Consider the following 13,796-nt stretch of genomic DNA (forward strand, 5'->3'; position numbering starts at 1 on the left):
TTTCTTACTCCCTCCCCTTGATAAGGGGAGGGTTGGGGTGGGGTAAAAAGTTTACGACTCCTGCAAGGATTGCTATATTTCATAAAATTGAAGGAAGCCTTGAGACACCTCTAGTGTAAATTATTTACCTACACCCGCTGGCTGCTGACGGTTTCGCACTTCCAGAAAAATCAACAAAGCATTAACATCAGCCGGATTCACCCCGCCAATTCTCGCCGCTTGGCCAATCGTCAGCGGTTTCACCTTAGCCAACTTTTCCCGGGACTCTTTCGAGAGAGTTGTAATTGCCATGTAATCCAAATCCGCAGGCAATTGTCGGCGTTCATGTCTGACAATTTCATCAATTTGATTTTGCTGTTTTTGCAGATAGCCAGAATATTTAATGTCAATTTCCGCACCCTCTTTCTCAGCCAACTTCAGACTAGAATTTCCTAAATTGTAGCGTTCCAAATCCACATAATGAAAACCAGGACGACGCAACAAATCAGCAAGAGTAATCGAACCTTTAATCGCTTGTTGAGTGCCCGCAAAAATTGCCTTGCCAACTTCCTCGTGCTCTTTCACCCGCGTCGAGTACAAGCGTTCCTTCTCTGCCACAATATTAGCTTTTTTCCGCTCAAATAACTCCCACCGGCGATCGTCAATCAAACCAATTTCCCGTCCCAGCGGCGTCAAGCGTTGGTCAGCATTGTCCGATCGCAATAATAGCCGATATTCCGATCGCGAAGTCAACATCCGGTAAGGTTCCCGCAAATCCTTCGTACACAAATCATCGATCAAAGTGCCGATATAACTTTGCTCGCGAGGAAACACTATCATCTCCTGATTTTTCGCAAACCTGGCTGCATTAATCCCCGCCACGAGCCCCTGTGCAGCCGCCTCCTCATATCCAGTTGTACCGTTCACCTGACCCGCGCAAAATAGCCCTTCAATCTTCTTAGTCATCAGCGTTGGAAAGCACTGAGTTGCCGGCAAATAATCGTACTCCACAGCATAAGCAGGGCGCATCATCTCGCACTTTTCCAAACCCGGAAGAGTCCGCAGCATTTGCAATTGCAAATTTTCCGGTAAACCAGTAGAAAATCCTTGGATATAAAGTTCAGGAATATCTCTACCTTCCGGTTCAATAAAAATCTGGTGACTTTCCTTATCCGCAAACCGCACAATCTTATCTTCAATACTCGGACAATAGCGCGGCCCCTTCGCATCAACCCAGCCGCCGTAGACTGGAGAAAGGTGCAAATTGTCTCTAATTAACTGGTGAGTTTCAGGCGTAGTCCGAGTCAAATAACAAGGCATTTGTTCGCGTTCGATCCAAACTTCTGGATCGAAACTAAACCAGCGAACTTCTGCATCTCCCGGCTGCGGTTCCAGGTTGGTATAATCGAGAGTACGTTTGTCAACTCTTGCCGGAGTTCCAGTCTTCAATCTGCCAGTTTCAAAGCCCAAACGGTTGAGAGTTTCCGTCAAGCCAACGGCGGCAAATTCTCCCGCACGTCCGGCGGGCATCGACTTATTGCCTACCCAAATCGTGCCACCTAAAAAAGTGCCTGTGGTGAGAATTACTGCTTTGCATTCAAAAGCGACGCCGAAGTATGTTTCTACTCCGATAACTTCTTCGTTTTTCCCCAAAACTAAGTCTGTCACCATCGCTTCCCGGATGGTCAAATGCTCTTGGTTTTCGACAATATTATTCATTACAGCGGCGTATTCCCGCTTGTCAGTTTGTGCCCTCAGCGCCCACACTGCGGGGCCTCGCGAAGAGTTGAGGATGCGTTTTTGTAGGTAGGTGCGATCGGCCATTTTGCCAATTTCCCCGCCTAACGCATCAACTTCGTTAGTGAGTTGGGTTTTAGCCGGGCCACCGACAGCAGGATTGCAAGGTTGCCACGCAATTTTGTCGAGGTTGAGGGTGAGGAGAAGGGTGCGACAGCCGAGGCGAGAAGTGGCGAGGGCGGCTTCACAGCCGGAGTGTCCGCCACCTACGACGATGATGTCGAAACTGTCTTGGAATTCTACTGGTGTTTGTGCGGTCATTCGATTTTAGATTTTAGATTTTAGATTGAAGATTGAAGAATACACATCTGGCAAAATTAGGTTTTAGTTTCCTCAATTAAAACTCTTCCTCTCCATTAGTGTAGCTGCTTTATTCAAATATCGATGTTAATCCAGTAATTTTTACGGGGGGTCGATATTTGAATTCTACGACAAATGACAACTCCCCACCCATTGCCGCGATATAACTTTGCAAAGTAGATACCAACAAATCCGCACGGCGTTCGAGTCGCGACACATTTTTTTGACGCATTTTTAATAATTCTGCCCTGCAAATCTGAGTAAATTTCCTTGCTTTTCTTGAGTTTTGCAAGGTCATTTCTTCAGCCATCAACTCAATCGATCGCTTTTCGACTATTGCTCGTTGTTCGGGAGGCAAATTCTCCATAATAGTCTTGAGGCTAATTGTCATCTGTTTCTTGCTCGATTAACTTATTCTAATGATCTGTAAATGTACTATCTGCTATCTTAATTAGAGTAAATTATGCCTTACCTATCATATTATAGGCAATAGTCAATCGAATAACCATATTTAATATGCACGCTTCGCGGCTTCGCGGTTCAATAATTCCGTAATCAGGCAGTTTTGCGCTATGTTAGACAAAAAAATCTCAACAAGCGTACACAAGTGAAATACTTCTTCTTATCCGACGGCTGGAAAGTTGGGCGCGTCTGGGGCGTAGGTGGCGAGTGGAGTCACGCCGCCTGGAGACGGCCGCCGGACATCCAACAGCTCAACCTCTGTCTTTCCGATCGCAACGAAAAAATGTGGCTCTACCGCGTAGAAGACGCCGTACTCATGGTAGAAGTCCAACCAGCAGTCCGTCCCGATCCCGCCGATCCCGCCAAAAATATCGGTAACGTCACCCTCACCAGACTGATCGATGCCGAGCAAGTCCTCGAACGCCTCGGGACGATCGCGGCCCGCTGCGAAATGGGCAATCCGCAACTAATGTAATCCTCAACATATTGCAATCGGTTCTAACACTCGATACACTTCTTTAAATAACTTTCATTTTTATGCCTCCACCTTTGAAGGTAGATGGCAGTCGGCAAAAGGCAGAGTTTTAAACCCTACAGGTAACTGCTGGGGATTCAGAATCTGATTTTTCCGTAAAAATAGACATCATCACTTACACCTTGGAGAACCGCAGTCAATGGGACTACCCTGGTATCGCGTACACACAGTCGTCTTAAATGACCCAGGCCGATTGATTTCTGTACACTTAATGCACACTGCCCTCGTGGCAGGTTGGGCCGGCTCAATGGCCCTTTATGAACTAGCAGTTTTTGATCCCACAGACCCAGTTCTCAACCCAATGTGGCGTCAAGGGATGTTCGTGTTGCCCTTCATGACTCGCTTGGGAGTTACGGGTTCTTGGGGCGGTTGGAGCATCACTGGCGAAGGTAACGTCGATCCGGGCTTCTGGTCCTTTGAAGGCGTCGCCGTCGCTCACATCGTTCTATCGGGCCTGCTGTTCTTAGCAGCAGTTTGGCACTGGGTATTTTGGGACTTAGAACTTTTCAGAGACCCTCGCACCGGTGAACCAGCCCTTGACTTGCCAAAAATGTTTGGCATTCACCTGTTCCTCTCCGGCTTGCTTTGCTTCGGCTTCGGCGCATTTCACCTTTCGGGACTTTTTGGCCCGGGAATGTGGGTTTCCGACCCCTACGGCCTGACCGGTCACGTCCAGCCAGTGGCACCTGCTTGGGGCCCTGAAGGCTTTGACCCGTATAATCCGGGCGGCATCGTGGCTCACCACATTGCAGCGGGCGTAGTTGGCGTAATTGCCGGTTTGTTCCACTTGACAGTGCGGCCGCCGGAACGTCTTTACAAAGCCCTGCGGATGGGGAATATCGAAACTGTACTTTCTAGCAGTATCGCTGCCGTGTTCTTCGCAGCCTTTGTGGTTGCGGGTACGATGTGGTACGGTTCTGCTGCGACTCCGATCGAACTTTTTGGCCCGACTCGCTATCAGTGGGACAGTGGCTATTTCCAACAAGAAATCGATCGCAGAGCTCAAGCTAGCTTGGCCGGTGGTCAAGGCTTCCAAGAAGCTTACGAACAAATTCCTGAAAAATTGGCTTTCTACGACTACGTGGGCAACTCTCCTGCTAAAGGCGGTTTGTTCCGGGCCGGCGCGATGGTCAATGGCGACGGTATTGCGAAAAGCTGGCTGGGCCATCCAGTATTTACTGACAGCGAAGGTCGGGTATTGTCGGTTCGCCGCCTCCCCAACTTCTTTGAAACTTTCCCAGTAATTTTGACAGACAAAGATGGGGTCGTTCGCGCTGACATCCCCTTCCGCCGTGCTGAATCAAAATACAGCTTTGAACAAAGCGGAGTTACCGTCAGCTTCTACGGCGGCGAACTTAACGGTCAAACCTTTAATAATCCTCTAGATGTTAAGAAGTTTGCTCGCGCTGCTCAAAAGGGTGAAGTATTTGAATTCGATCGCGAAACCTTGAACTCTGACGGCGTTTTCCGCACTTCGACTCGCGGTTGGTTCACTTTCGGACACGTTTGCTTTGCTTTGCTGTTCTTCTTCGGCCATATCTGGCACGGTTCTCGGACTATTTTCCGCGACGTGTTTGCTGGAGTTGAGGCTGACTTGGAAGAACAAGTCGAGTGGGGCCTGTTCCAAAAACTGGGCGACGTGACCACCAGAAGAGAAGAACCTCTCTAAATTTCGCCAGCCTCTGGCTAGCCGGGAAACATCCCCGGTGTAAAAAAACCCGGTTTCTTCAAGAAACCGGGTTTTTTTAGTTAATAATAAAACCAACAATTAAGATAAGATAATACGGCAAGGGAAGATAGGGAAAATTTAACATGGAAAGCGTTGCTTACATTTTGATTCTGGCTTTAGCCATAGGCGTACTATTTTTTGCGATCGCCTTTCGGGAACCTCCCCGGATTGGCAAATAATTAGCTATACGCCTCCAGCAAGTCCAAAATATCTTGAACCGGACTGCGGTTAGCCCGCATCATAGTGATCTAATTTGGTGCGGGACTATTTCACCGCTGTGTGCTAAGTGATTTTTTCTAGTCCAGCCATTCATCAGACCCCAGGCGGTTAGATGAATGGCAATTTGCTGGCAATGCCTTTTAAAATCAGCAATCATGCGCTGTTCCTCCTGCCAACACACAAATAGTCGCGTTTTAGAATCGCGTTCAGCCGAATCAGGTCAAAGCATCCGTCGGCGGCGTGAGTGTTTGAACTGCCAGCACCGCTTCACAACTTACGAACGCATAGAATTTGTGCCGATTACGGTGATCAAGCGGGACGGCAAGCGCGAATCTTTTGACAGGTCAAAATTAGTTAGGGGATTGATTCGGGCCTGCGAAAAAACCGGTTTGTCTTCGGGGCATCTCGAAACTCTGGCAGAAGAAATTGAGGCCCAACTCCAAGGTCGATCGCTCCGAGAAATCGCCAGTTCAGAAATAGGGGAACTGGTGCTGTTGCACCTGCGGCCGCTCAGCGAAGTCGCTTATGTCCGTTTTGCCTCCGTATATCGCCAATTTCGAGGCATCCGAGATTTTGTAGATACCCTAAATCACCTTCAGAATCCCCTCAACGAAGCTGAAGATACAGAAACGGAGACAAATTTTGACGCAGATTTGCCGGATTCCGAAGCAGTTGATCGAGAAAGCCCAGCATCCTGCGCTACTCCCAGCTAAGCTCGCTTAAATTAATTTATCGAAATATTCTGGGAGATTGAAAACCGTGTCGCGAGGAAGGCCGGGAGGAATAGCGACTCAAGGGACTCTCATTCAAGCGAGTGTTCTTTTTTCTCAGTAAGAGTGCTGGGTGTGATATGATCGTCATCGGTCTAAAATAGAGTATAACTAGACAACGTAAAAACTTAACTGGATTAGTTGAGTGCGTAGTCACACCTAACGGTGTTGCAGTTTAGGAAAGCTCGCATTTGAACAAAACCTAACTAAAGATCGGTGACTAATTAAATACGGTAGGGCATACCGAAATTTACGCTTCTGGAGAAACCGACCTCTACTTAGACTGGAGTAATCCTGTCGCCAGCAAGTCGGCTCGTTGAATGAAGAATCTCAGTTTATTTATACCTGAGAGTGTCAAAATAGTCTACTTGACTCGGAATGTTAAGATGCAACGTTTTAACACAGAGTATGGAGTAACAGTAATGGCAAGCGCTGGTGTGCAGTTGCACCCGGCAAAAGTTAGCGAAAACTGACTTTAGTAAAAGATTTTGAAAAAAGTTAATCGCTTTTTCACCAAAATCTCTAATATCTGCCGGCACAAACGAAAAACATGAAGGAGAGAAATCCTAGGAAACTATTCGCATGGTCAATCTCAAAACCACAGTCAAAGACATCGGCTTTACTCACGAAGATTTTGCAGCCCTACTTGATAAATATGACTATCACTTTAGCCCGGGCGATGTAGTAGCGGGTACAGTTTTTAGTATAGAACCCAGGGGCGCTCTGATTGATATCGGTGCTAAAACAGCAGCGTACATTCCCATTCAGGAAATGTCCATCAATCGAGTGGAAAGCCCTGAAGAGGTATTGCAATCGAACGAAACCAGAGAATTTTTCATTCTAACCGATGAAAATGAAGACGGACAATTAACCCTGTCCATCCGGCGCATCGAGTATATGCGGGCGTGGGAAAGAGTGCGACAACTGCAAGCAGAAGATGCCACAGTACGATCGCAAGTATTTGCCACCAACCGCGGCGGCGCACTCGTGAGAATAGAAGGCTTGCGAGGCTTTATTCCCGGTTCTCACATCAGTACCCGCAAACCGAAGGAAGAATTAGTCGCCGAAGAATTACCATTAAAATTCTTAGAGGTAGACGAAGACCGCAACCGCCTAGTGTTGAGTCATCGTCGCGCCTTAGTTGAGCGCAAGATGAACCGCCTCGAAGTCGGGGAAGTCGTCATCGGTACAGTACGCGGTATCAAGCCTTACGGTGCCTTTATCGACATCGGCGGCGTCAGCGGCTTGTTGCACATCTCGGAAATTTCACACGATCACATCGATACGCCTCATAGCGTTTTCAATGTCAACGACGAAGTGAAAGTGATGATCATTGACTTGGATGCCGAGAGGGGCCGGATTTCTCTCTCCACCAAGCAGTTGGAACCGGAACCGGGCGCGATGGTCAAAAATCGCGAATTGGTGTACGAAAAAGCTGAGGAAATGGCAGCTAAGTTCCGCGAGAAAATGCTGGCTCAAAAGCAAGCTAAAGCAGGCATCGACATTCCTGTAGATTCCATCGATGCTGATGATATCTCCGACGAACTCGAAGACGTGCCCTCAGCAATGGAAGAAGATCTGCCAGAAGATGTAGCACCGGAAGCAGCAGCACCGGAAGCAGCACCGGAAGCAGTATTAGATGTAGAGGAAGAAATCCCTCCGGCGACGGAAGAATAATATCGCAGTTAGTGTAATTAAAAGAGGGAAAATTCCCTCTTTTTTTTTGATTTAGTCATTAGTTATTAGTCATTAGTCGCTGCTGGCTGGTTGACGATTCCTCATTATTAATTACCGAAATATAAGATATTTCTGTAGATCGATGCAGCGATCGCACTTTGAATTAATACAAGTTGCAGATCGCTCTGCCTAAATAGGCATAGCCTTTATGCTGCTAATTTGTTAAGATTTATAAACATCAGGGACATCCGCACAAGTGCGAACTCATCAGCATTCTCAGGCAAGAACCAACGAGACAAGCAAATTACACAAAATAATACTTAGAAATTTCTTGCCCTGACGCTCATAGGCAAGCGGATCATGAACATTGAACTATTAAAAGAAAAATTAGAACAGCTCAAAAAACGTCCCAATGCGAGCAAAGGAACGATCGACCAAATCGAAAACTGGTTAACAAGTTCCCACATTTTGCAGAGATTGAGAATTAATCCTTACTACGTAGCAGGCGATACAGTCAAGAATGTTAAAAAAATTACTTCCGAATTTCTGCACGGAGTGAAAGCCGGTGCTTTCGACTTGCACTGGGATATTCACTGTCCCCACTGCAACATGATTACAGAAGAATTTAAGGACTTGGCAGACACATCAGAAATGTCTTTTTGCCAGATGTGCGATCGCGAGTTTAAAATTGATTTGCTCGATCGCGTCGAAGTTACTTTTTCCCTCAACAAAGAAATCGAAGACCCGCAACTGCGGCCCGTATGCGCTCCCCCTCCCGTACTCCAGAGCAAACTGCAACTGGTAACGCCTTTATACTGCACCCAATCGGAGATTGTCACCTTAGAAAACGGTCGATATCGCTACTGCTGTCCCCTGACTTTAGCTAAAGGGATTTTAAAGGTTGAAGGCGAAGAAACAGAAGAGATACAAGAAATTAAACTCCAGCAGTTGGCCGGCCCAGATTTCGATAAAAAAGAGCTGGCCGTGCGTCCCGGAAAAGTTAAGCTCGAATTAACTAATACCGAACACAATTTGTCGGGGCTGATTTTGCATTCAGATGAATTGCCCGATGAACTGACATTAGAACAACTGCCCCTGCGGCTGTCAGGAATGCAACTGCTTCATCACCCGGATTATAAGCGTTTGTTTGGCGATCAAGTAATATCGGAAAGAGAGCGAGTCAAGATTCGGGCGATTACTATTATGTTTACCGATATTACTGGTTCTACCAGAATGTACGAAACACTGGGAGATACAAAAGCTTACAATATTGTGCGCGACCATTTTGAAATTTTCTTTGAGTCGATCGAGAAATTTGGCGGAAAAGTAATTAAAACCATCGGCGATGCCGTCATGGCTTCTTTTATCAGCAACGAACAAGCAATTATGACAGCCACCGATGCTGTGGCTAGTTTCAGAAAGTACAATTCAAATCGCCAACAAGCAGAGTGGATTCAAGTCAGAATTGGTATTCACCGAGGTACGGCTTTGCTCGTAAATCTCAATAATTCGATCGACTATTTTGGTTCCACAGTCAACAAAGCTGCCCGGATTCAAAATCTTTCTAAAAGTGACGAAGTTTCGTTTTCCGAAGATGTTTACAGCGACCAAGCATTTTTGACAGCATTGAAAGCTGCTGGAGTGTCGGAAATTCACAAACGAGTTGAAGATTTAAAGGGCATACAAGGCGCACAAGTCACTTATACTGCTAGAATTAATACGGAATCAGTAATCGCACTTTCTGCTACACAGGTCGCTGAAAAAAGCTAAGTAGGTCAGCAGATATACTACTTAGTTATTGCCAGCCTCTCGGTGCGATCGTCCCGACAGCAGATAGAGTTCTTCGATCGCCCTCAGAGCATGGCTGCAACAGTTTAGCTTATCCTGAAGCGACTGCCGTTATAATGGCAACCTAAGCTCTAATAAAAATAGTCTGAATTAATCAGCCGCACGCTTACCAGATATGTTGGCGGCTCAATAACTGAAGTCGAGGACTTCACATCATGACTTCTCCTCAATTATCTCCAGAAAATACACCCGAATCGATCGCACCACCCGCCCTCGACATCGAACAATCAGCAAAAACCGATGCCCCCTTTCCCATTGTTGGGATTGCTGCCTCAGCAGGAGGGTTGGAAGCATTCACGCAGTTACTGAGCCATTTACCGAGCGATACGGGTATGGCGTTTGTGCTGATTCAGCATTTAGCCCCCGATCACAAAAGTCTGCTGAGCGAGATTCTCGCGAGAACGACGCAAATGCCTGTTAATGAGGTAAAAGACGGCATAGCTGTAGAGCCAAATCAAGTCTACGTTATTCCGCCCAACACCAAGATGGTGGTATCTAACGGCGCGCTGAAACTATCACCCCGCGAAAAGATTTATGGCAAATATATGCCGGGAGATGCGTTTTTTACCTCATTGGCAGTCGATCGCGGACACAAAGCAATCGCCGTAGTTTTATCCGGGGGAGACGGAGACGGTTCACTCGGGCTCAACGCCATCAAAGCAGCCGGAGGCATGACTTTTGCTCAATGTCAAGACACGGCAAAATTCGATAGTATGCCGATTACCGCTGTTGCCACAGGCAATGTCGATTTCGTTCTGCCACCGGAAAAAATTGCCGAGGAATTGGCAAACTATAGTCGCAATCCCCTTCTCACCGGTTCGCTTCACCTGAGAAAAGTTGAGGAATCGCCCGAAGAAGGAGATGCCCTGGCAAGTATTTTTGCGCTGCTAAAATCGGCCACAGGCGTAGATTTCAGCCACTACAAACCCACGACGATCGCTCGACGCATCCAGCGACGGATCGTGTTGTACAAGCTCGATAGCTTAGAGGATTACGCCCAATATCTTCGACACAATTCGGCTGAAGTCAAAGCTTTGTATGAAGAAATCTTGATCCACGTTACCAGTTTCTTCCGCGATCCCGAAGCCTTTGAAAAGTTAAGAGAGCTGGTTTTCCCCACGATTACCCAAAATAAATCGGCCGAAACTCCGATTCGGGTTTGGGTGGCGGGATGTTCGACAGGTGAAGAAGTTTATTCGATCGCCATTTGCTTGTTAGAGTTTTTGGGCGATCGAGCTATCCAGCCACCGATCCAGATTTTTGCCACGGACATTGGCGAACAGGCAATTGGCAAAGCGAGGTCTGGCGTCTACTCAGAAAACCAGATGGTAGATGTTTCACCAGAGCGACGTACTCGCTTCTTTATTGCCCAAGAGGAAGGTAGCTATAGAATCAGCAAGGCAGTCCGCGAACTCTGTATATTTGCCCGACAAGACTTAGGCAGCGATCCGCCTTTTTCCAATCTCGATTTAGTTAGCTGTCGCAATGTGCTGATCTACTTGGGAGAGTCATTGCAAAAGAAAGTGATGCCGATTTTCCATTACAGTCTTAAGCCAACGGGCTTTCTCCTGTTAGGCACTTCTGAGAGCACCGGAGAATTTTCCTACTTGTTTACTTCAGTGGATAAAAAGTCTAAAATTTATGCCAAAAAGTTGACTGCGACTCGTCCCAATTTTTCGTTTACGCCGAGTTCCTATCCCGTAGCTAAAGCACGTGAACGGCAGGAAGTGAAGGACAATTTTACGAATAGCTTTGATTTACAACAAGAAACTGACCAACTGATTTTAAATCGATATGCCCCAGCCAGTGTGGTAGTCAACGAGCAGATGAAAATCTTGCAAGTGCGGGGAGACATCGATCCTTACTTGAGAGTGGTAGCCGGAACGCCCGACTTAAACTTGCTGACAATGGCAAGGGCAGGCTTGCTGGTTGAGCTTCGCACCGCGATTTATCAGGCACAAACTCAGAACGTAACCATTAGGAAAGAAGGGGTATTGCTTGAATCGGGCGGACGATCGAGTATCGTCAATTTTGAGGTGATTCCCTTCCGGCCACAGGCAGTCGAAGGATGCTACTTTTTGGTGGTATTTGAAGAGCCTTCACCCACGGTGTTTAACCTCAGCATCCTTACTTCTGAAAGCTTAGATCAAGCTGATCTATATCCTCAAATTGAGCTGCTGAGGCAGCAACTTGCAGCCGCTAACCAACAAAAGAATGCGGCTCAAGCCCAACTGCAAGCAGTGATCCAGGATCAGGAAAGTCTCAACCAAGACCTCAAAGTTGCGAACGAAGAAATCCTATCGAGCAACGAGGAGTTACAAAGCACCAATGAGGAGTTAGAAACTGCCAAAGAAGAGATTCAAGCCACTAACGAGGAACTCACTACCACTAACGATGAACTTCGCAGCCGAAATATTGAACAAAGCCTGGTCAATAACGATCTAATAAATTTGCTTTCCAGTATCAATATCCCTATCTTAATGCTGACCAACGATTTACAGATTCGACGTTTTACGCCAACGGCACAGCAAATTTTTAGTGTGATTCCCACAGATGTTGGACGACCTTTTAGCGACATCCGCTCAACTCTAAACGTTCCTGGTTTGGAACAGATGATTTTGGAGGTGATTGATACTCTCCAGACGAAAGAACAAGAAGTTCAAACTTTATCGGGATATTGGTATAACCTCCGCATTCGTCCTTACCGGACAACGGAAAACCAGATTGACGGTGTGGTCATGGTTTTGCTGGATATTGATGCTCTTAAACGCAGTGTCAGAACCTTGGAGGAGGCCCGAAATTATGCTGAAACCATTGTGGAAACTGTGCAAACGCCCTTAGTCGTCCTAGATGCTGATTTCCGAGTGAATAAAGCAAATCGCTCGTTCTATGAAATGTTTCAGGTTTCACCGTCAGAAACAGCAAAATCTTCGCTGTTTGAGCTAGGCAACGGGCAGTGGAATATCCCCCAAGTGCGATGGATATTGGAAGATATTCTGGTTAGTGATGTTCAGCTTGAAAACTTTGAGTGGAATCACCTGTTTGAGCAGATCGGGCAGAAAACTATGCTGCTGAATGCTTGTAAACTTCAACGAGAAGACCAAGCTTTAATGATTTTGTTGTCGATCGAGGATATCACCGAGCGCAAGCAGTTTGAGGCAGTACGATCGCAGTTATTACTGCAGGAACAGTTGGCCCGCCAACAGGCAGAAACAGCCAACCGTAGTAAAGATCAATTTCTGGCGAATCTCTCCCACGAATTACGCAATCCTTTGACTCCGATCCTGGGCTGGTCACAAATTCTGCGTTCCGGGAAACTGAAGGAAGCAGCCGTTACTAAGGCTCTAGAGGTAATCGAGCGCAGCGCGAGGGCGCAATCTCAGTTAATCGAAGATATCCTGGATATTTCCCGGATTACCAGTGGCAAGCTTAAATTGTGCATTTGTCCGATCGATCTGCGGTTAGTGGTGCAAGCCGCGCTGGAGGGGGTTCAATTATCAGCCGAAGCAAAAAACATTCAAATTGTTTCGCAGTTGATTTCTACGACTGTTTTAGGGGATATCAATCGCTTGCAGCAAGTTGTGTGGAATCTTCTGTCTAATGCGATTAAGTTTACTCCGGCGGGGGGACGAGTGGAAATCACGCTCTCGGCGATCGAGAATCATGCTCAACTTCGAGTCAGCGATACGGGAAAAGGAATTGGGGCAGAATTTTTGCCGTATATTTTCGATCGTTTCCATCAAGGCGATGCCAGCAGCACTAAAGCGAATCAAGGGCTGGGATTGGGTTTGTCGATCGTGCGTCACCTGGTTGAATTGCACGGAGGAACTGTGCAAGCCGAAAGTCTGGGTGAGGAACAAGGAACTACAATGACTCTGAGATTGCCGTTGCGATCGCTGCCTCCAGAATTGACATCGGCGATCGATTTAAACTCCACTGCTTTGCTAGGGCCTTTAAACGCCTCTAGCGATCGCGTCCCCTCTCTAGAAGGCTTGCACATTTTAGCCGTAGATGATCAGATCGATACGCGCGACTTCTTACAATTTGTGCTGGAAGGCTACGGGGCTGAGGTTTTGACAGTTGCATCTGCCAGAAGTGCGATCGCTGCTTTGACGGAAAATCCGGGCAGATATGACGTGCTAATCTCCGATATCGGAATGCCAGAGGAAGATGGGTATTTCTTAATTCGAGAAGTGCGAGCTCTTGCTGCGGAAGCCGGAGGAGAAATCCCAGCCGCGGCGCTGACTGCCTATGCGAGCGATCAAGAACGCGAAAGGGCGATCGAAGCTGGTTTTCAAAGGCATATGGTTAAGCCAATCCAGCCGGTTGTACTAGGATTAATGGTGGCTAATTTAGTAGGACGATTTTAAATATTGTGGAGTTTTGATTTACGATGTTTGAGATTAGATGAGGCAGTTAAACTCTTGTCCCCCCCTTAAGAAGGGGGGTTAGGGGGGATCTCCGGATCGAGATTAGGAGG

The 13,796-nt window shown here is 47.0% G+C and carries 9 protein-coding genes; 7 read left to right on the forward strand and 2 right to left on the reverse strand.

Annotated elements, in window-relative coordinates; all coding sequences use genetic code 11:
* Nucleotides 1-120: 120 nt before the first annotated feature.
* Both mnmG and QUA10_RS14095 read right to left on the reverse strand, forming a co-directional pair.
* Nucleotides 121-2,037 carry a tRNA uridine-5-carboxymethylaminomethyl(34) synthesis enzyme MnmG gene (gene mnmG / locus QUA10_RS14090; RefSeq protein ID WP_333080408.1) on the reverse strand — a complete coding sequence of 639 codons (1,917 nt, stop codon included), beginning with the start codon at nucleotides 2,035-2,037 and terminating at the stop codon, nucleotides 121-123.
* Between the two features lie 109 nt (nucleotides 2,038-2,146).
* Nucleotides 2,147-2,467, reverse strand: coding sequence for a transcriptional regulator (locus QUA10_RS14095; protein WP_333080406.1), 321 nt, complete (start codon nucleotides 2,465-2,467; stop codon nucleotides 2,147-2,149).
* Between the two features lie 216 nt (nucleotides 2,468-2,683).
* Here QUA10_RS14095 and QUA10_RS14100 point away from each other — a divergent pair, with 216 nt between their 5' ends.
* The 7 genes from QUA10_RS14100 to QUA10_RS14130 all read left to right on the forward strand — a co-directional run bounded on the left by QUA10_RS14100 (nucleotide 2,684) and on the right by QUA10_RS14130 (nucleotide 13,686).
* Nucleotides 2,684-3,013 (forward strand): hypothetical protein, encoded by a 330-nt coding sequence (locus QUA10_RS14100; protein WP_333037185.1) that lies wholly within the window; start codon nucleotides 2,684-2,686, stop codon nucleotides 3,011-3,013.
* Between the two features lie 199 nt (nucleotides 3,014-3,212).
* Nucleotides 3,213-4,742 carry a photosystem II chlorophyll-binding protein CP47 gene (psbB, locus tag QUA10_RS14105; RefSeq protein ID WP_333080405.1) on the forward strand — a complete coding sequence of 510 codons (1,530 nt, stop codon included), beginning with the start codon at nucleotides 3,213-3,215 and terminating at the stop codon, nucleotides 4,740-4,742.
* Nucleotides 4,743-4,885: 143 nt separating this feature from the next.
* A complete protein-coding gene (locus QUA10_RS14110) occupies nucleotides 4,886-4,981 on the forward strand; it encodes a photosystem II reaction center protein T (protein ID WP_006635641.1) in 96 nt (31 codons plus the stop codon).
* Nucleotides 4,982-5,176: 195 nt separating this feature from the next.
* A complete protein-coding gene (nrdR, locus tag QUA10_RS14115) occupies nucleotides 5,177-5,734 on the forward strand; it encodes a transcriptional regulator NrdR (RefSeq protein ID WP_333080404.1) in 558 nt (185 codons plus the stop codon).
* A gap of 639 nt (nucleotides 5,735-6,373) precedes the next feature.
* Nucleotides 6,374-7,468: a 30S ribosomal protein S1 gene (locus tag QUA10_RS14120; protein WP_333080403.1), complete on the forward strand. Its 1,095-nt coding sequence runs from the start codon at nucleotides 6,374-6,376 to the stop codon at nucleotides 7,466-7,468.
* 360 nt (nucleotides 7,469-7,828) lie between these two features.
* Entirely contained in the window at nucleotides 7,829-9,238 is a 1,410-nt protein-coding gene (locus QUA10_RS14125; protein WP_333080402.1) for an adenylate/guanylate cyclase domain-containing protein, read from the forward strand.
* Between the two features lie 233 nt (nucleotides 9,239-9,471).
* A complete protein-coding gene (locus QUA10_RS14130; RefSeq protein ID WP_333080400.1) occupies nucleotides 9,472-13,686 on the forward strand; it encodes a chemotaxis protein CheB in 4,215 nt (1,404 codons plus the stop codon).
* Nucleotides 13,687-13,796 lie beyond the last annotated feature (110 nt).

It is taken from the genome of Microcoleus sp. Pol8_D6, assembly GCF_036700965.1.
Lineage (GTDB): Bacteria > Cyanobacteriota > Cyanobacteriia > Cyanobacteriales > Microcoleaceae > Microcoleus.